Genomic DNA, 13407 nt, shown 5'->3' with positions numbered 1-13407 from the left:
TGGAAGCCGCTAAGGCGAACCCGATGATGACCGGGACGACGCTGGCATGACGGCCAAGGACGGACAGGGACTGACCTACGCGGAGGCGGGCGTCGATATCGACGCCGGCAATGCGATGGTCGAGACGATCAAGCCGCTGGTGCGCTCGACGCGCCGGCCGGGGGCGGATGCCGAGATCGGCGGCTTCGGCGGCCTGTTCGATCTGAAGGCTGCGGGCTTCCGCGACCCGATCCTGGTGGCGGCCAATGACGGCGTCGGCACCAAGGTCAAGATCGCCATCGAAACCGGCCGGCACGACACGATCGGCATCGACCTGGTGGCGATGTGCGTCAACGATTTGGTGGTTCAGGGCGCCGAGCCGCTGTTCTTCCTGGATTACTACGCCACCGGCAAGCTGGTGCCGGGCGTCGGCGCCGACATCGTGCGCGGGATCGCCGAGGGCTGCCGGCAGGCGGGCTGCGCTCTGATCGGCGGTGAGACCGCCGAGATGCCGGGCCTCTACGACGGATCCGATTACGACCTCGCCGGCTTCTCCGTGGGCGCCGCCGAGCGCGGCACGCTGCTGCCGAAACCCGGCATCCGCCCCGGGGATGTGGTGCTCGGCCTCCCCTCCTCCGGGGTCCATTCCAACGGCTTCTCGCTGGTCCGCCGGATCGTCGTCAAGACCGGCCTCGGCTGGGACGCCCCGGCGCCGTTCGATCCCTCGCGCAGTCTCGGCGATGCCCTGCTGGAGCCGACCCGGATCTACGTGAAGCCCCTGCTGGCCGCGCTGGAGGCGACCGACGGCATCCGCGCGCTCGCCCACATCACCGGCGGCGGCTTCCCGGACAACCTGCCCCGCGTCCTGCCGGACGATGTCGGCATCGCCATCGACCTCGACGCGATCACCCCGCCCCCGGTGTTCGGCTGGCTCGCCCGAGAGGGCGGCGTCGCCGAGGCGGAGATGCTGCGGACGTTCAATTGCGGGATCGGCATGGTGGTGATCGCCGCTGCCGACGCGGTCGACGACGTCGACGAGGCCCTGACCCGGGCCGGCGAGGCACCGGTGCGCCTCGGCCGGATCACCGCGCGCGGGCCCGAGCCGGTGACCTTCAGCGGGCGTCTCGCGCTCTGATGGCGACCACGGGCAAGATTCGCGTCGCGGTCCTGATCTCGGGGCGCGGCTCGAACATGGTCGCGCTGATCGAGGCAGCGAAGGATCCCGCCTACCCGGCCGAGATCGTGCTGGTCCTGTCGAACCGGACGGACGCCGCCGGCCTGGCCCGGGCGGCCGAGGCCGGGATCCCGGCCCGCGCGATCGACCACAAGGCCTTCCCGGATCGCGCCAGCTTCGACGCCGCCCTCGATGCGGAGCTTCGGGCCGCCGATATCGACCTCGTCTGCCTTGCCGGCTTCATGCGGATCTTCACGCCGGGCTTCGTGGCCGGCTGGGCGGGGCGGATGCTCAACATCCATCCCTCGCTGCTGCCCCTGTTCAAGGGCACGCACACGCACGCCCAGGCGCTGGAAGCCGGCGTGCGGCTCCACGGCTGCACGGTGCATTTCGTGGTGCCGGAGCTCGATGCCGGGCCGATCGTGGCGCAGGCCGCGATCCCGGTACGCCAGGGCGATGACCCCGACAGCCTCGCCGAGAGGGTGATCGTCCAGGAGCGCCGGCTCTATCCGGCGGTGCTGGCTCTGGTGGCCGGCGGCCGCGCCCGCCTCGAGGGCGACCGCGTCGTCATCGCCGACGCGGCTCCGGACGGCGTCCTGTTCAGCCTGTAACGGGATTCCGAAGGGACAAGTCCCTTCGGCAGGGTCCGGGGCAGCGCCCCGGAATGATCAGATCGGCCGCTGCAGCTTACAGCTGTCCAGCGCCGACAGGGCCTTCGCGCGGGCGGAATCGTTGAAATAGCCGGTGGCCCGGTAAGCCTCGATCTCGGACTCGTCGAGGCTGCGCAGGGTCTGCTTGGCGTAGCAGCCGCAGGGACGCTCCAGGGACGCCTCGGGGGCGCTGGTCAGCCGGGCCTGGACGATCGTGCAGGCGTGGCGCACGCGGCCCTCGAGATTGCCCTTCGTGGCGGTCTTGAGCGCCGGATCCGGCTCGTACTGCTGGAACGGGGCCGGGGATCCGCCCGCGAGAGCGGCAGTGGCGCCGAGCGCGATCAGGCCGGTCGCGATCAGCAGGGGCAGGCGGCGCATCGTCATGGTCTTGGGGGTCCGGGCTGAGGTTCAAGTAACCTTGGCCGTTGGACGCCGCCGGGCGCCGATCCGTCAATGGCGGACCGGACACACAGGGCGGCATTCACCCCACCGTGGGGGCGCCGTGGCAGGATGGCGGAACGGTGTGCCCGGCCCGCCACCCCGGCATCCGCCTCAAGCGGCGATGTCGGAATCCTTGAAGAACTGCGCGATCTCGATCTTGGCGTTCTCGGCGCTGTCCGAGCCATGCACGGTGTTCTCGCCGACCGACTCGGCGAACCGCTTCCGGATGGTGCCCTCGGCGGCCTGGGCCGGGTTCGTGGCGCCCATGACTTCGCGGTACTTGGCGACGGCGTTCTCGCCCTCGAGCACCTGCACCACCACGGGGCCGGAGGTCATGAAGCTCACGAGCTCACCGAAGAACGGGCGCTCCTTGTGGACCTCGTAGAACTTCTCGGCCTGCTCCTTGGTCATGCGGATGCGGCGCTGGGCGACGATGCGCAGGCCCGCCTCCTCGATCACCGCGTTCACGGCGCCGGTCAGGTTACGCCGGGTGGCATCGGGCTTGAGGATCGAGAAGGTGCGCTCGGTGGCCATGGTCTGTCCGGTCTGTCTGTGGAAAAGGCGGAGGGTGCGCGCCGGGCTGCCGGGCGCATCTCAGGCGCGAAAATTTCGCTTCGGCGGCAGGCTTATAGCGGGCGCCCTACTGGGCCTCAAGCTGCGCGCGTTCGCGCTATGAAACAAGCGTGGCCGTGGCTCCGCCGCAACACCGCCGAAAAATCGCCTGATTGCGACGGCTCAGTCGCCGCAAGCCGATTTCGTCAGCCTCTCAGGCGCCCTCGGTGCCCAAAACTCGGAGACGAACCATGCGCCTCGCCCTGTCCGCCACCCTGCTGCTCGCCGGCCTCTCCACCGCCTCCGCCGATACCGGGAAGGATCCGTCCGGCACCTGGCTCACCGGAGATGGCCGCGCCAAGATCCGGATCGACCGGTGCGGCCCGGGTCAGAAGCTCGTCTGCGGCAAGGTCGTGTGGCTGAAGGCGCCGACCGCGGAGAACGGCGCCGCCAAGACGGATCTGAAGAATCCGGATCCGAAGAAGCGCAACCGCCCGGTGATCGGCCTGCAGCTCATCGATGGCCTGAAGCCCGACGAGGAGAAGTTCACCGGCGAGCTCTACAACATCGAGGAAGGCAAGGTTTATACCGTCAGCCTGGAGCGTGAGAGCGAGGCCGAGCTCAGCGTCTCGGGCTGCATGCTCAAGGTGCTGTGCGGGTCCCAGACCTGGACGCGCGTGCCGGACGTGAACCAGCAGGCCGCCAACAAGAACTGAGGCTCAGATCGCCGCGAGGCCGCGCTGCACGGCCGGCCTCGCCAAGACGGTCTCGAGCCAGCGCGCGACGTTCGGCAGGGCGGCGATGTCGACGCCCTGCTTGAAGTTCAGCTTCGCCCAGGTCACCGTCGCGATATCGGCGATGGAATACGCGCCCGCCAGGTAGTCCCGTCCTTCGAGCCGGCGCTCCAGCACCCCGTAGAGCCGGTTGGCCTCGGCGGTGAAGCGCTCGATGGCGTAGGGCACTTTCTCCGGCGCGTAGATCTTGAAATGGTGCGTCTGGCCGAGCATCGGGCCGAACCCCGCCACCTGCCAGAACAGCCACTCGTCCACCGCCACCCGGGCGCGCTCGTCCGTCGGGTAGAACTGGCCGGTCTTGCGACCCAGATATTGCAGGATCGCGCCCGATTCGAACACCGTGATCGGCTCTCCGCCCGGGCCGTCCGGATCGACGATCGCCGGAATCTTGTTGTTCGGCGAGATGGCCAGAAAATCCGGCGCGAACTGCTCGTTCTTGCCGATATTGACCGGGACGACCCGGTACGGGAGTCCGCACTCCTCGAGCATCACCGGGATCTTCCAGCCGTTCGGCGTGCTCCAGGTATGGACGTCGATCGGCCGCCCCGACACCGCTGCCATAATCTACCTGCTCCTCGACCGATCACACGGCGGCGCGGCGATCCCCCGCCGATCTCGGACAATCCCGGCAGTGAAGACGATTTCCCGGCCGCGCTCAAGGGCGGCGCGCGAGCGCGGCTCACGTTTCGGAGAGCGAGCCCCGGACCTGTTGGCGAAAACCGCCACGCTCTTGTCTGAAGCGCGACCGTGCGGCGAGACTGCGGTGCGGAATCGTTGCGATACCGGGGGGATTCTCGATGATCGACCGTCTTGTGCGGATCGCGGTGCTGAGCGCGCCGCTCTTCATGGTTCAGCCGCTCCTCGCCAAGGAGGCGCCGGCGAGTGCTCCGGCCACCAGCGAGGCGCCAGCCGCCAAGGAGCCGGCTGCGAAGGCGCCGAGCGCCGGGCAGAGCGCGGCACGGGAGCGGCAGAAGAAGTGCGGGGCCGAGTGGCGTGCGCTCACCGATGCTCAGAAGAGTGCGCAGGGACCCAAATGGCCGCAATTCTGGAGCAGCTGCAACAAGCGCTTGAAAGGCGGCGATAAAGCCTGACTTTCACGCGAACCGCCGCGCTTCTCGTTCGTTGCTGGATTTGTATCGAGCAGGAACGGGACCCGTTGCGAAGATGGCGGATCGGCAAGGGTCTTGGCCGTTGACGGGCCTCTTGCGGCATGTCTGAGACATCCGCCGCGAACGGGCCTGCGCTCCCCGCCCCGGCTCTCGATCGTCTGCTCGGCTTTCTCGACGCCTGGGTGCCCAAGCCGGCGGCCTGGGCTTTCGCCCTGCGCATCTGGATCGCCATGATGCTGGCGCTCGCTGCGGCCTTCTGGCTGCAGCTCGACAGCGCCTCGTCGGCGGCAACCTGCGTGGCGATCCTGGCGCAGCCGAAGCGCGGGCAGGCGATCTCGAAGGCCGTCTACCGCCTGCTCGGCACGCTGATCGGTGCCGCCGTGTCGATCGTGTTCATGGCGCTGTTCGGACAGGACCGGGTCCTTCTGCTGGTCTCGTTCACGACCTGGCTGGGCCTGTGCGTGTTCACCGCGCAATACCTCCAGGACACGCGCGCCTACGGCGCGATGCTGTCGGGCTACACGGTGGCGATCATCGCGCTGGGCCAGATCGACGAGCCGCAGGGCACCTTCGACGCGGCGGTCTCCCGCGTCGCCGTGATCGTGCTGGGCATCATCGTGATCACCTTCATCAACGATGCCCTCGTCTCTCCGAGCACGTGGCGGACCTTGCTCCCGCAGCTCCGAAAGGCCTGGGACGACACGCGCGCCTACGCGCGCGAGACCCTCGCCAACGGCGATCTCGGCGCGTCCCGCACCGCCGCGCTGATCCGGACGATCGCGCCGATGCGGCCGGACGCCAACGCGATCGCCGGGGAACTCGACGACGGGCCCTGGCGGGCCGCGGGCGCGCGCAGCTGCATCGCGGCTTTCTACGTCCTGGCGGCGGCGATCCGTGCGGTCGCGGCGGCGGCCGCGTGCCTGCCCACCCGCAGCCCTGCGGTCGAGGAGGCGCTTCAGATCTGCCACCGCGTCACCGAGGATCCCGATTCCGAGACCCTCGAACGGGACGACGAACGCCTGCGCGCCCTCATCGACGACGCGATCCGCGACGGCGACCGGCCTCTCGACGAGGTCGTCGTCCTCCAGCGCGCCCTCGACGTGGTCTGTGCGGCGGCCTTCGCGCAGGACGGCATGCGGGCGGTGGCCGAAGGCCATCGGCCGCTTCGGGACGCGACCCTGCCGACGCATCGGGATTTTCCGGTCGCCCTGCGCGGGGCCCTGCGGGTCGCGATCGGCTTCGCGATCACCGCCGCCGCCTTCGTGGCGCTCGGCCTGCCGGAGGCGTCCTTCGCGCTGGTACAGGTCGCCGCGACCGCCGCTCTATCCTCTACCACACCCGATCCGAAGAAATTCGCCAACGGCGTCGTGATCGGCATGACGCTGGCGGCGACCTTCGCGGGTATCGCCCGGTTCGTGTTCCTCGACGGGGTCCAGGGCTTCCCGATGCTCGCCATCGTGATGGCGCCGGTGATCTTCGTCGGCTGCTTCCTGTCGCTGAACCCGAAGACCTTCGGCATCGGCTTCATCGTGATCGTGTTCTTCCCGGTGCTGCTCGGCCCGTCCAATCCGCAGAGCTACGATGCGCAGAGCTTCCTGCTGAACGCGTTCCTCGTCGTGGTGGCCGCCACCATCCTGTCGATCGTGGTGCGCCTGGTGCTGCCGACCACGCGCGAGCGTCAGCGCGTTTATGCCCTCGATTCGGCGCAGCGCGCCCTGGCCGATGCCCTGGTCGGCGAGGGTGGCGACGCGACGACGCGCACGAGCCTGAACGCCGACCGGCTGCTCCAGTTCGCTGGCTACAGCTCCGGAAGCGGCGCCGTGCGCCGGGCCAGCCTCTCGCATGCCTTCGCGCTGGCCCGCCTGGAGGCGGCGGCGGCCCGGGCCCATGCCGAGCTTCGGCGGCTCTGGGCGGTGGAGCCGCTGCGCGACGCGATCCAGCGAGCCGGCGCCGGGCTGGCCGCCGGCGATGATCACGTGCTCGAGACCGGTGCGCGGGATCTCATCCGGGCCGCGTCACGGCAGGACCGGATTGTGCGGCTCACCACGGCGCGGGCTGCCAGCGACCTGGTGACGGCAGCGCGTACCATCGCGCGCCATCGACGCTTCCTGCGTCGGCTCAACATCGCACGCTTCTGACGCAGAGGTTGGCTCGGGACCGGCATGTACGAGGATATCCACATCGGCGGGGTGCTGATCTCCACGTTCGTCGCCTATGCGCTCATCGCCTTCGGGATCCTCGTCTGCCTGCGGTGGTTCTTCGCCCGCATTCGCTTCAGCCGTTACGTCGCCAACGCCCCGCTGGCCGAGGCCGGCATCTACGTCTGTGTCCTCGCCCTCCTGATTGCGTTCATCTAGATGCCCGCCACAACCGCCGATGAGGACGATCCCAAGGCCGCTTCCCGCACGGACGCGCAGAGCCAGGCCGATCCGCCGCGGCTGACCGCCCGCCGCGGCCGCAGGGCGAAGATCGTTCGCCTGGCTGCCACCGGGGTGATCCTGCTTCTCGCCTTCGTGGCGGCCGTGTTCGTCTGGGACTTCTACGTGGTGGCGCCGTGGACCCGGGACGGCCGGGTGCGCGTGCAGGTTGCCAACATCGCCCCGCAGGTGTCCGGGCAGATCGTCGACCTGCGGGTCCAGGACAACCAGTTCGTCCACAAGGGCGACCTGCTCTACGTCATCGACCCGGTGGATTTCGAGGTCGCGGTCACGTCGGCGGATGCCGAGGTGAAGAATCGCGAGGCCGACCTTCAGGTCAAGAATGCGCAATCGGCCCGCCGCCAGGCGCTCACCACCGTCTCGACCTCGGTGGAGGAGAAGCAGCAATACGCCGGCACCGCCAAGATCGCCGAGGCGTCGCTGGAGAGCGCGCAGGCGCAGCTGCGCCAGGCCAAGGTCAATCTCGAGCGCACGCAGGTGAAATCCACGGTCAACGGCCGCGTGACCAACCTGCTGATGCGCGTCGGCGATTACGCCCGCACCGGCACCTCGAACATCAGCGTCGTCGATACGGATTCGTTCTGGATCGACGGCTATTTCGAGGAGACGAAGATGGCCAACGTCCATGTCGGCGACGCCGCCGACATCAAGCTGATGGGCTACGCGCCGCACCTGACCGGGACGGTGGAGAGCATCACGCTGGGCATCTCGACGGCCAACGCCGCCGCCAGCACCCAGGGGCTGCCGGATGTGAACCCGGTCTATACCTGGGTGCGGCTCGCCCAGCGCGTCCCGGTACGCGTCCGGATCGACCACAAGCCCGACGACGTGCCGCTGGTGGCGGGCATGACCGCCACCGTGGTGGTGGGCACCGGCCGGGCACCGTTGCCGACGTGGTTCACGGGGCTGCGCGATCGGGTGGCTGGCCCGACCGCCAGGGCCGCCGACGGGCAGGTCGAAGCCGATCGGCGCTGATCGGGACATCGCCGTGCCTTGCCGCGTTGGCTCTCTACGGCGCCGCCTGCGCGCCGACGAGGAGACGCCCATGTTCCGGACCGCTTTCTGCGCGGCCGCCCTGTTGCTCGCGGCCGGCCCGGCTGTCGCCGCTCCCGAGAAGGCCGCGGTGTTCGACTTTCAGTTCTCCAACCTCTCGCCGGTGCCGGGCGACGAGGCCGACCGGGCGCGGCTCGACCGCACCAGTGCCCAGCTGCGCGACCTTCTGGCGAAGAAAGGCCTGTTCGAGGTCGTGCCGACCGATCCGGTGAAGGAGGAGGTCGCCAAGAGCGCGGATCTGCGTCGCTGCAACGGCTGCGCCGAGGATTTCGCGCGCAAGCTCGGCGCCGACGTGGCGATCACCGGCGAGGTTCAGAAGGTGTCCAATCTGATCCTGAACCTCAACGTCTACGTCAAACAGCTCTCCGGCAACGTCCCGGAGAAGGCCTACAGCGTCGACCTGCGCGGCGACACCGACGAGTCCTTCGCGCGCGGGATCCGGTTTCTCGTCGAGAACAACATGGGTGCCGGCAAGTAGGATGCGGTCGATCCGGATGGGCGCGAGCTAAATTTTTGCGCTGCCGTGCGGGCCGCCATAAGTGTTTGATCCGGCGACGCCGCGCTGCGGTGCCGCCGGACGAAAGCAGAGAAAAGCGAGCGTGGCCGGAAATTCCGAGTTGACGCGACTCCGAAGCCGGCGCAGTCTTCGGATGTGTTCAGCGACAGCGGACACGAACCAGATCAATAGTTCAGCGCATCAGGGATGTGCTGGTCTTGATCGGTCATTTGAGGCTGGAGGAGACAGGCATGACTCCACCGCAGCGTGACGCCGCTGAGACGGTTCAGGGACAGGTTCGGCCCGGAACCTAGCGGCATTGAACGAACAGCCGGACGGAAGGCAGCTCCAGGGGCGCAGAAGCGGCCGATACGGCACGTCTTCGAAGACGCGAAAGGCCCCACCTCAAGCTGCTGCCGCTACGGTTTCTTGTGTCAGGACCCGCTCTGCCATCACCCGCCCCGGCTGAGCCGCGGCGGGATCTCATCGTGTCGCGATCCGAGCGCGGGTCAGGCGATCCCGAGCTTCGTCTTGAGCAGCGCGTTGACCGCCGCCGGGTTGGCCTTGCCGCCCGTGGCCTTCATGGTCTGGCCGACGAACCAGCCGAGCAGGGTCGGCTTCTCCTTCGCCTGGGCGACCTTGTCGGGGTTGGCCGCGATGATCTGGTCGATGGCGGCCTCGATGGCGCCGGTATCGGTCACCTGCTTCATGCCGCGACTGTCGACGATGGCGCGCGGGTCGCCGCCCTCGGTCCAGACGATCTCGAACAGGTCCTTGGCGATCTTGCCGGAGATGACGCCCTCGCCGATCAGGTCGACGATCGCGCCGAGCTGGTCGGCGGAGACCGGCGTCGATTCGATCGAGAGGCCTTCCTTGTTCAGGCGCCCGAACAGCTCGTTGATCACCCAGTTGGCCGCGGCCTTGCCGTCACGGCCCTTGGCCACGGCCTCGTAGTAGTCGGCCGAGGCCCGCTCGGCCACGAGCACGCCGGCATCGTAGGGCGATAGGCCGTAATCCTTGACGAACCGCGCCTTCTTGGCGTCCGGCAGTTCCGGCAGGCCGGCCGCGAGGGCGTCGACATAGGCCTGGTCGAATTCGAGCGGCAGCAGGTCGGGATCGGGGAAGTAGCGGTAATCGTGCGCCTCTTCCTTGGAGCGCATCGAGCGGGTCTCGCCCTTGCCCGGGTCGAACAGGCGGGTCTCCTGGTCGATCTTGCCGCCATCCTCCAGGATCGCGATCTGGCGGCGCGCCTCGGTCTCGATCGCCTGTCCGATGAAGCGGATGGAGTTGACGTTCTTGATCTCGCAGCGGGTGCCGAGCGGCTCGCCGGGGCGGCGCACCGAGACGTTCACGTCGGCGCGCAGCGAGCCCTTCTCCATGTCGCCGTCGCAGGTGCCGAGATAGCGCAGGATCGTGCGCAGCTTGGTCACGTAGGCCTTGGCCTCCTCCGACGAGCGCAGGTCCGGCCGGGAGACGATCTCCATCAGCGCCACGCCCGAGCGGTTGAGGTCGACGAAGCTCTTGGTCGGATCCTGGTCGTGCAGCGACTTGCCGGCATCCTGCTCCAGATGCAGGCGCTCGATGCCGACGGTGATCGACGTGCCGTCGGCCATGTCGACCAGCACTTCGCCCTCGCCGACGATCGGGTCCTTGTACTGCGAGATCTGGTAGCCCTGCGGCAGGTCCGGGTAGAAGTAGTTCTTCCGGTCGAAGACCGAGCGCAGGTTGATCTGGGCCTTCAGCCCGAGCCCGGTGCGCACCGCCTGGGCGACGCATTCGGCGTTGATCACCGGCAGCATGCCGGGCATCGCGGCATCGACCAGCGAGACGTGGTCGTTCGGCTCGCCGCCGAACTCGGTGGAGGCGCCGGAGAACAGCTTGGCCCGGCTGGAGACCTGGGCATGGACCTCCATGCCGACGATCACCTCCCAGTCGTGCAGGCCGCCCTTGATGAGTTTTTTGGGATCGACAGGTGCGTTCATGGTCGTCCGGGCCGGAAAGGCTTGTCAGGGGCTTCCATTCCCACTCTCATCCTGAGGTGCCGCGAAGCGGCCTCGAAGGAGGGCTCCAGGGATCGCGCGGCCGCTGGAGGCTCCTTCGAGGCCCGCTCGCGCGGGCACCTCAGGATGAGGGCGCGAGTAGGAGCAGGTGTCGTCCAATCACTTACGGGTCGCCCCGCGCAAGAATCAAGCGCGCCGGGCGATGGCCCGCCGGGCACCGTAGCCGAAGATCGCCCAGAGCAGGGCGGCGACCGCGCGCACCGGGAAGAAGGTCGGGCCGTCATGGGTGATCGGGGCCGGCCAGGGGATCCCGGCCGCGCTCACCGCCCAGGAGAACAGCACCGAGAAGCCGAGCGCCGCGATCGCCGCGATGAACACCTTGCCGAACTGGCTGGCGGTCCAGCCGAGATAGACCGCCACCACGATCAGCGCCGGATCGAACGCGGCCCAGATCCAGACCGTCCAGGGATAGAACGGGACCGTCATGCCCACCAGGGCTCGGGCAGCACCGTCCGGCCTGCGGCCTCCTCGATCACCTGGGCGACCGCGAACAGCGTCTCCTCGTCGAACGGCCGGCCGATCAGCTGGAGGCCGAGCGGCAGGCCCTGCCCGTCGATCCCGGCCGGGACCGCGATGCCGGGAAGCCCGGCCATGTTCACCGTCACGGTGAACACGTCGTTGAGGTACATCTCCACCGGGTCGGCCGAGGCCTTCTCGCCGATCCCGAAGGCGGAGGACGGCGTCGCCGGGGTCAGGATCGCATCGACGCCGGCCGCATAGGCCTGCTCGAAGTCGCGCTTGATCAGCGTGCGGATCTTCTGGGCGCGCACGTAATAGGCGTCGTAATAGCCGGCCGAGAGCACGTAGGTGCCGATCATGATCCGGCGCTTGACCTCGCGGCCGAAGCCGGCGGCGCGGGTGTTCTCGTACATCCCGGCGATGTCCTTGCCGGGCACGCGCAGGCCGTAGCGGACGCCGTCGTAGCGGGCGAGGTTCGAGGAGGCCTCTGCCGGGGCGACGATGTAATAGGCCGGCAGCGCCGAGGAGGTGTGCGGCAGCGAGATTTCCTTGATCGTCGCGCCGGCCGCCTTCAGCCAGGCGGCGCCGTCGTCCCAGAGCTTCTGGATCTCGGCCGGCATGCCGTCGACCCGGTACTCCTTGGGGATGCCGATGGTCAGGCCCTTCACGCCGCGGGAGATTGCGGCCTCGAAATCCGGCACCGGGAGGTCGACGCAGGTCGTGTCGCGGGCGTCCGGGCCGGCCATCGAGCCGAGCAGGATCGCGCAGTCGCGCACCGTGCGGGCGATCGGGCCGGCCTGGTCGAGGGAGGAGGCGAAGGCCACCGTGCCCCAGCGCGAGCAACGGCCGTAGGTCGGCTTGATCCCGACCGTGCCGGTGAAGGCGGCGGGCTGGCGGATCGAGCCGCCAGTATCGGTGGCGGTGGCGCCCAGGCACAGCCGCGCCGCGACCGCCGCGGCCGAGCCGCCGGAGGATCCGCCCGGCACCAGCTGGGCGTCCGAGCCCTTGCGCCGCCACGGCGACACCACGTTGCCGTAGGCGCTGGTCTCGTTGGATGAGCCCATGGCGAACTCGTCGAGATTGAGCTTGCCCAGCATCACCGCGCCGTCGCGCCACAGATTGGCTGAGACGGCGGATTCGTAATGCGGCACGAAGGTCTCGAGGATCTTCGAGCCGGCGGTGGTGTTGACGCCGTCGGTGCAGAACAGGTCCTTGATCCCGAGCGGGATGCCTTCCAGCGGGCGGGCCTCGCCGGCGCCGATCTTCTTGTCCGCTTCGTCCGCCATCCTGAGGGCGTGATCGGGCGTCTCGCGGATGAAGGCGTTCAGCACGCGGGCCTTGGCCATCGCGTCGAGATGCGCCTGGGTCAGCTCGCGGGCCGAGATCCGCTTCGCCTTGAGGGCGTCGCGCGCCTCGGCCAGGGTGAGTTCGTTCGGATCCACGCTGTTCACGTCCTCGCGCGCGCCGCCGCGCGCATGCCGCCAGAATTCATGCTTCGCCGAAGGCCGGAAGCAGCCTACTCGACGACCTTCGGAACCAGGAAGTAATTGTCTTCGGTCTCGGGGGCGTTGGCGACCACGTCGGCGGCGCGGCCGCCCTCGGTGACCACGTCCTCGCGCTTCTTCATCGCCATCGGGGTGACCGAGGTCATCGGCTCGACGCCGGACACGTCCACCGCGCCGAGCTGCTCGACGAAGGCCAGGATGGCGTTCAGCTCACCCTGCAGCGGACCGACCTCGTCGTCGGTGACTGCGATCCGCGCCAGATGCGCGATGCGCCGAACCGTCTTCTCGTCGACCGACATGCCGTCCCGTTCGTCCCTGCCCGGGAGGCATCCCCGGCGCCGGGCCGGGCTATAGCACTGCGCTTCGACGCGCCGCAACGCGGGCGGTGGTCTGCATGGCCGCGCCGTGGGAAGAGATCCGGCTAGACCGGGTGGATCAGGTCACCACGTGGTTCGGCGTCACCGACATCTCGATCGTGATCCCGGCCTGCCGCGCCGGCCGGAAGACCGATTGCGAGACACCGAAGACCAGAACTTCGAAGGCCAGGACCAGCATCCAGCACTGCTTGCGGGTCATGGGCTGCTTGCGGCGGGACGGGCTTGGGGCGCTGGGCTGGCCTATCGTCGGCATGGCGATACCCGAAACGTGGATTAACGAAGTTTTAACCTACCTATTCGCGAACGGATCCGGGTGCATC

At 68.7% G+C, this 13407-nt stretch carries 16 protein-coding genes; 8 read left to right on the top strand and 8 right to left on the bottom strand.

Annotated elements, in window-relative coordinates; translation table 11 throughout:
* The first annotated feature begins 46 nt into the window (after positions 1-46).
* A complete protein-coding gene (purM, locus tag LGR69_RS02485; RefSeq protein WP_230365067.1) occupies positions 47-1114 on the top strand; it encodes a phosphoribosylformylglycinamidine cyclo-ligase in 1068 nt (355 codons plus the stop codon).
* Positions 1114-1764, top strand: a complete 651-nt coding sequence (gene purN, locus LGR69_RS02480; RefSeq protein WP_230365066.1) for a phosphoribosylglycinamide formyltransferase — start codon at positions 1114-1116, stop codon at positions 1762-1764. Before purM ends, purN begins: the two co-directional genes overlap by 1 nt.
* A 57-nt stretch (positions 1765-1821) precedes the next feature.
* On the opposite strand, the gene LGR69_RS02475 is transcribed toward purN, so the two are convergent.
* A complete protein-coding gene (locus LGR69_RS02475) occupies positions 1822-2187 on the bottom strand; it encodes a hypothetical protein (RefSeq protein WP_007564365.1) in 366 nt (121 codons plus the stop codon).
* Between the two features lie 168 nt (positions 2188-2355).
* The gene (gene ndk, locus LGR69_RS02470; protein ID WP_050732727.1) at positions 2356-2778 is read right to left on the bottom strand and encodes a nucleoside-diphosphate kinase; all 423 of its coding nucleotides are present in this window, start codon (positions 2776-2778) and stop codon (positions 2356-2358) included.
* A gap of 269 nt (positions 2779-3047) precedes the next feature.
* On the opposite strand from ndk, the gene LGR69_RS02465 reads away from it, so the two are divergent.
* Positions 3048-3512, top strand: coding sequence for a DUF2147 domain-containing protein (locus LGR69_RS02465; RefSeq protein WP_007564362.1), 465 nt, complete (start codon positions 3048-3050; stop codon positions 3510-3512).
* A gap of 3 nt (positions 3513-3515) precedes the next feature.
* On the opposite strand, the gene LGR69_RS02460 is transcribed toward LGR69_RS02465, so the two are convergent.
* Complete coding sequence (locus tag LGR69_RS02460) at positions 3516-4151, bottom strand: glutathione S-transferase N-terminal domain-containing protein (RefSeq protein WP_007564360.1); 636 nt, start codon at positions 4149-4151, stop codon at positions 3516-3518.
* Positions 4152-4387: 236 nt separating this feature from the next.
* Here LGR69_RS02460 and LGR69_RS02455 point away from each other — a divergent pair, with 236 nt between their 5' ends.
* From LGR69_RS02455 to LGR69_RS02435, 5 genes are all read left to right on the top strand, one after another.
* Positions 4388-4681, top strand: a complete 294-nt coding sequence (locus LGR69_RS02455) for a hypothetical protein (RefSeq protein ID WP_007564358.1) — start codon at positions 4388-4390, stop codon at positions 4679-4681.
* 119 nt (positions 4682-4800) lie between these two features.
* A complete protein-coding gene (locus LGR69_RS02450; RefSeq protein WP_230365065.1) occupies positions 4801-6837 on the top strand; it encodes an FUSC family protein in 2037 nt (678 codons plus the stop codon).
* Positions 6838-6861: 24 nt separating this feature from the next.
* Positions 6862-7056: a DUF1656 domain-containing protein gene (locus tag LGR69_RS02445; protein ID WP_230365064.1), complete on the top strand. Its 195-nt coding sequence runs from the start codon at positions 6862-6864 to the stop codon at positions 7054-7056.
* The gene (locus LGR69_RS02440) at positions 7057-8112 is read left to right on the top strand and encodes a biotin/lipoyl-binding protein (protein ID WP_230365063.1); all 1056 of its coding nucleotides are present in this window, start codon (positions 7057-7059) and stop codon (positions 8110-8112) included.
* 70 nt (positions 8113-8182) lie between these two features.
* Entirely contained in the window at positions 8183-8668 is a 486-nt protein-coding gene (locus LGR69_RS02435) for a DUF3280 domain-containing protein (RefSeq protein ID WP_230365062.1), read from the top strand.
* A gap of 527 nt (positions 8669-9195) precedes the next feature.
* On the opposite strand, the gene gatB is transcribed toward LGR69_RS02435, so the two are convergent.
* The 5 genes from gatB to LGR69_RS02410 all read right to left on the bottom strand — a co-directional run bounded on the left by gatB (position 9196) and on the right by LGR69_RS02410 (position 13286).
* Positions 9196-10668 (bottom strand): Asp-tRNA(Asn)/Glu-tRNA(Gln) amidotransferase subunit GatB, encoded by a 1473-nt coding sequence (gene gatB, locus LGR69_RS02430; RefSeq protein ID WP_230365061.1) that lies wholly within the window; start codon positions 10666-10668, stop codon positions 9196-9198.
* Between the two features lie 204 nt (positions 10669-10872).
* A complete protein-coding gene (locus LGR69_RS02425; RefSeq protein WP_007564346.1) occupies positions 10873-11172 on the bottom strand; it encodes a hypothetical protein in 300 nt (99 codons plus the stop codon).
* On the bottom strand, positions 11169-12647 hold the full coding sequence (gene gatA / locus LGR69_RS02420) for an Asp-tRNA(Asn)/Glu-tRNA(Gln) amidotransferase subunit GatA (RefSeq protein WP_230365060.1): 1479 nt from the start codon (positions 12645-12647) through the stop codon (positions 11169-11171). The genes LGR69_RS02425 and gatA overlap by 4 nt, the downstream gene beginning before the upstream one ends.
* Before the next feature lie 74 nt (positions 12648-12721).
* Positions 12722-13009: an Asp-tRNA(Asn)/Glu-tRNA(Gln) amidotransferase subunit GatC gene (gene gatC, locus LGR69_RS02415; RefSeq protein ID WP_007564343.1), complete on the bottom strand. Its 288-nt coding sequence runs from the start codon at positions 13007-13009 to the stop codon at positions 12722-12724.
* A gap of 136 nt (positions 13010-13145) precedes the next feature.
* Positions 13146-13286, bottom strand: a complete 141-nt coding sequence (locus LGR69_RS02410; protein ID WP_165486560.1) for a hypothetical protein — start codon at positions 13284-13286, stop codon at positions 13146-13148.
* Positions 13287-13407 lie beyond the last annotated feature (121 nt).

The sequence above is a fragment of the Methylobacterium brachiatum genome (assembly GCF_020523825.1).
Taxonomy (GTDB): Bacteria; Pseudomonadota; Alphaproteobacteria; order Rhizobiales; family Beijerinckiaceae; genus Methylobacterium; species Methylobacterium brachiatum.
This window is presented reverse-complemented; position numbering and strand designations above follow the sequence as displayed.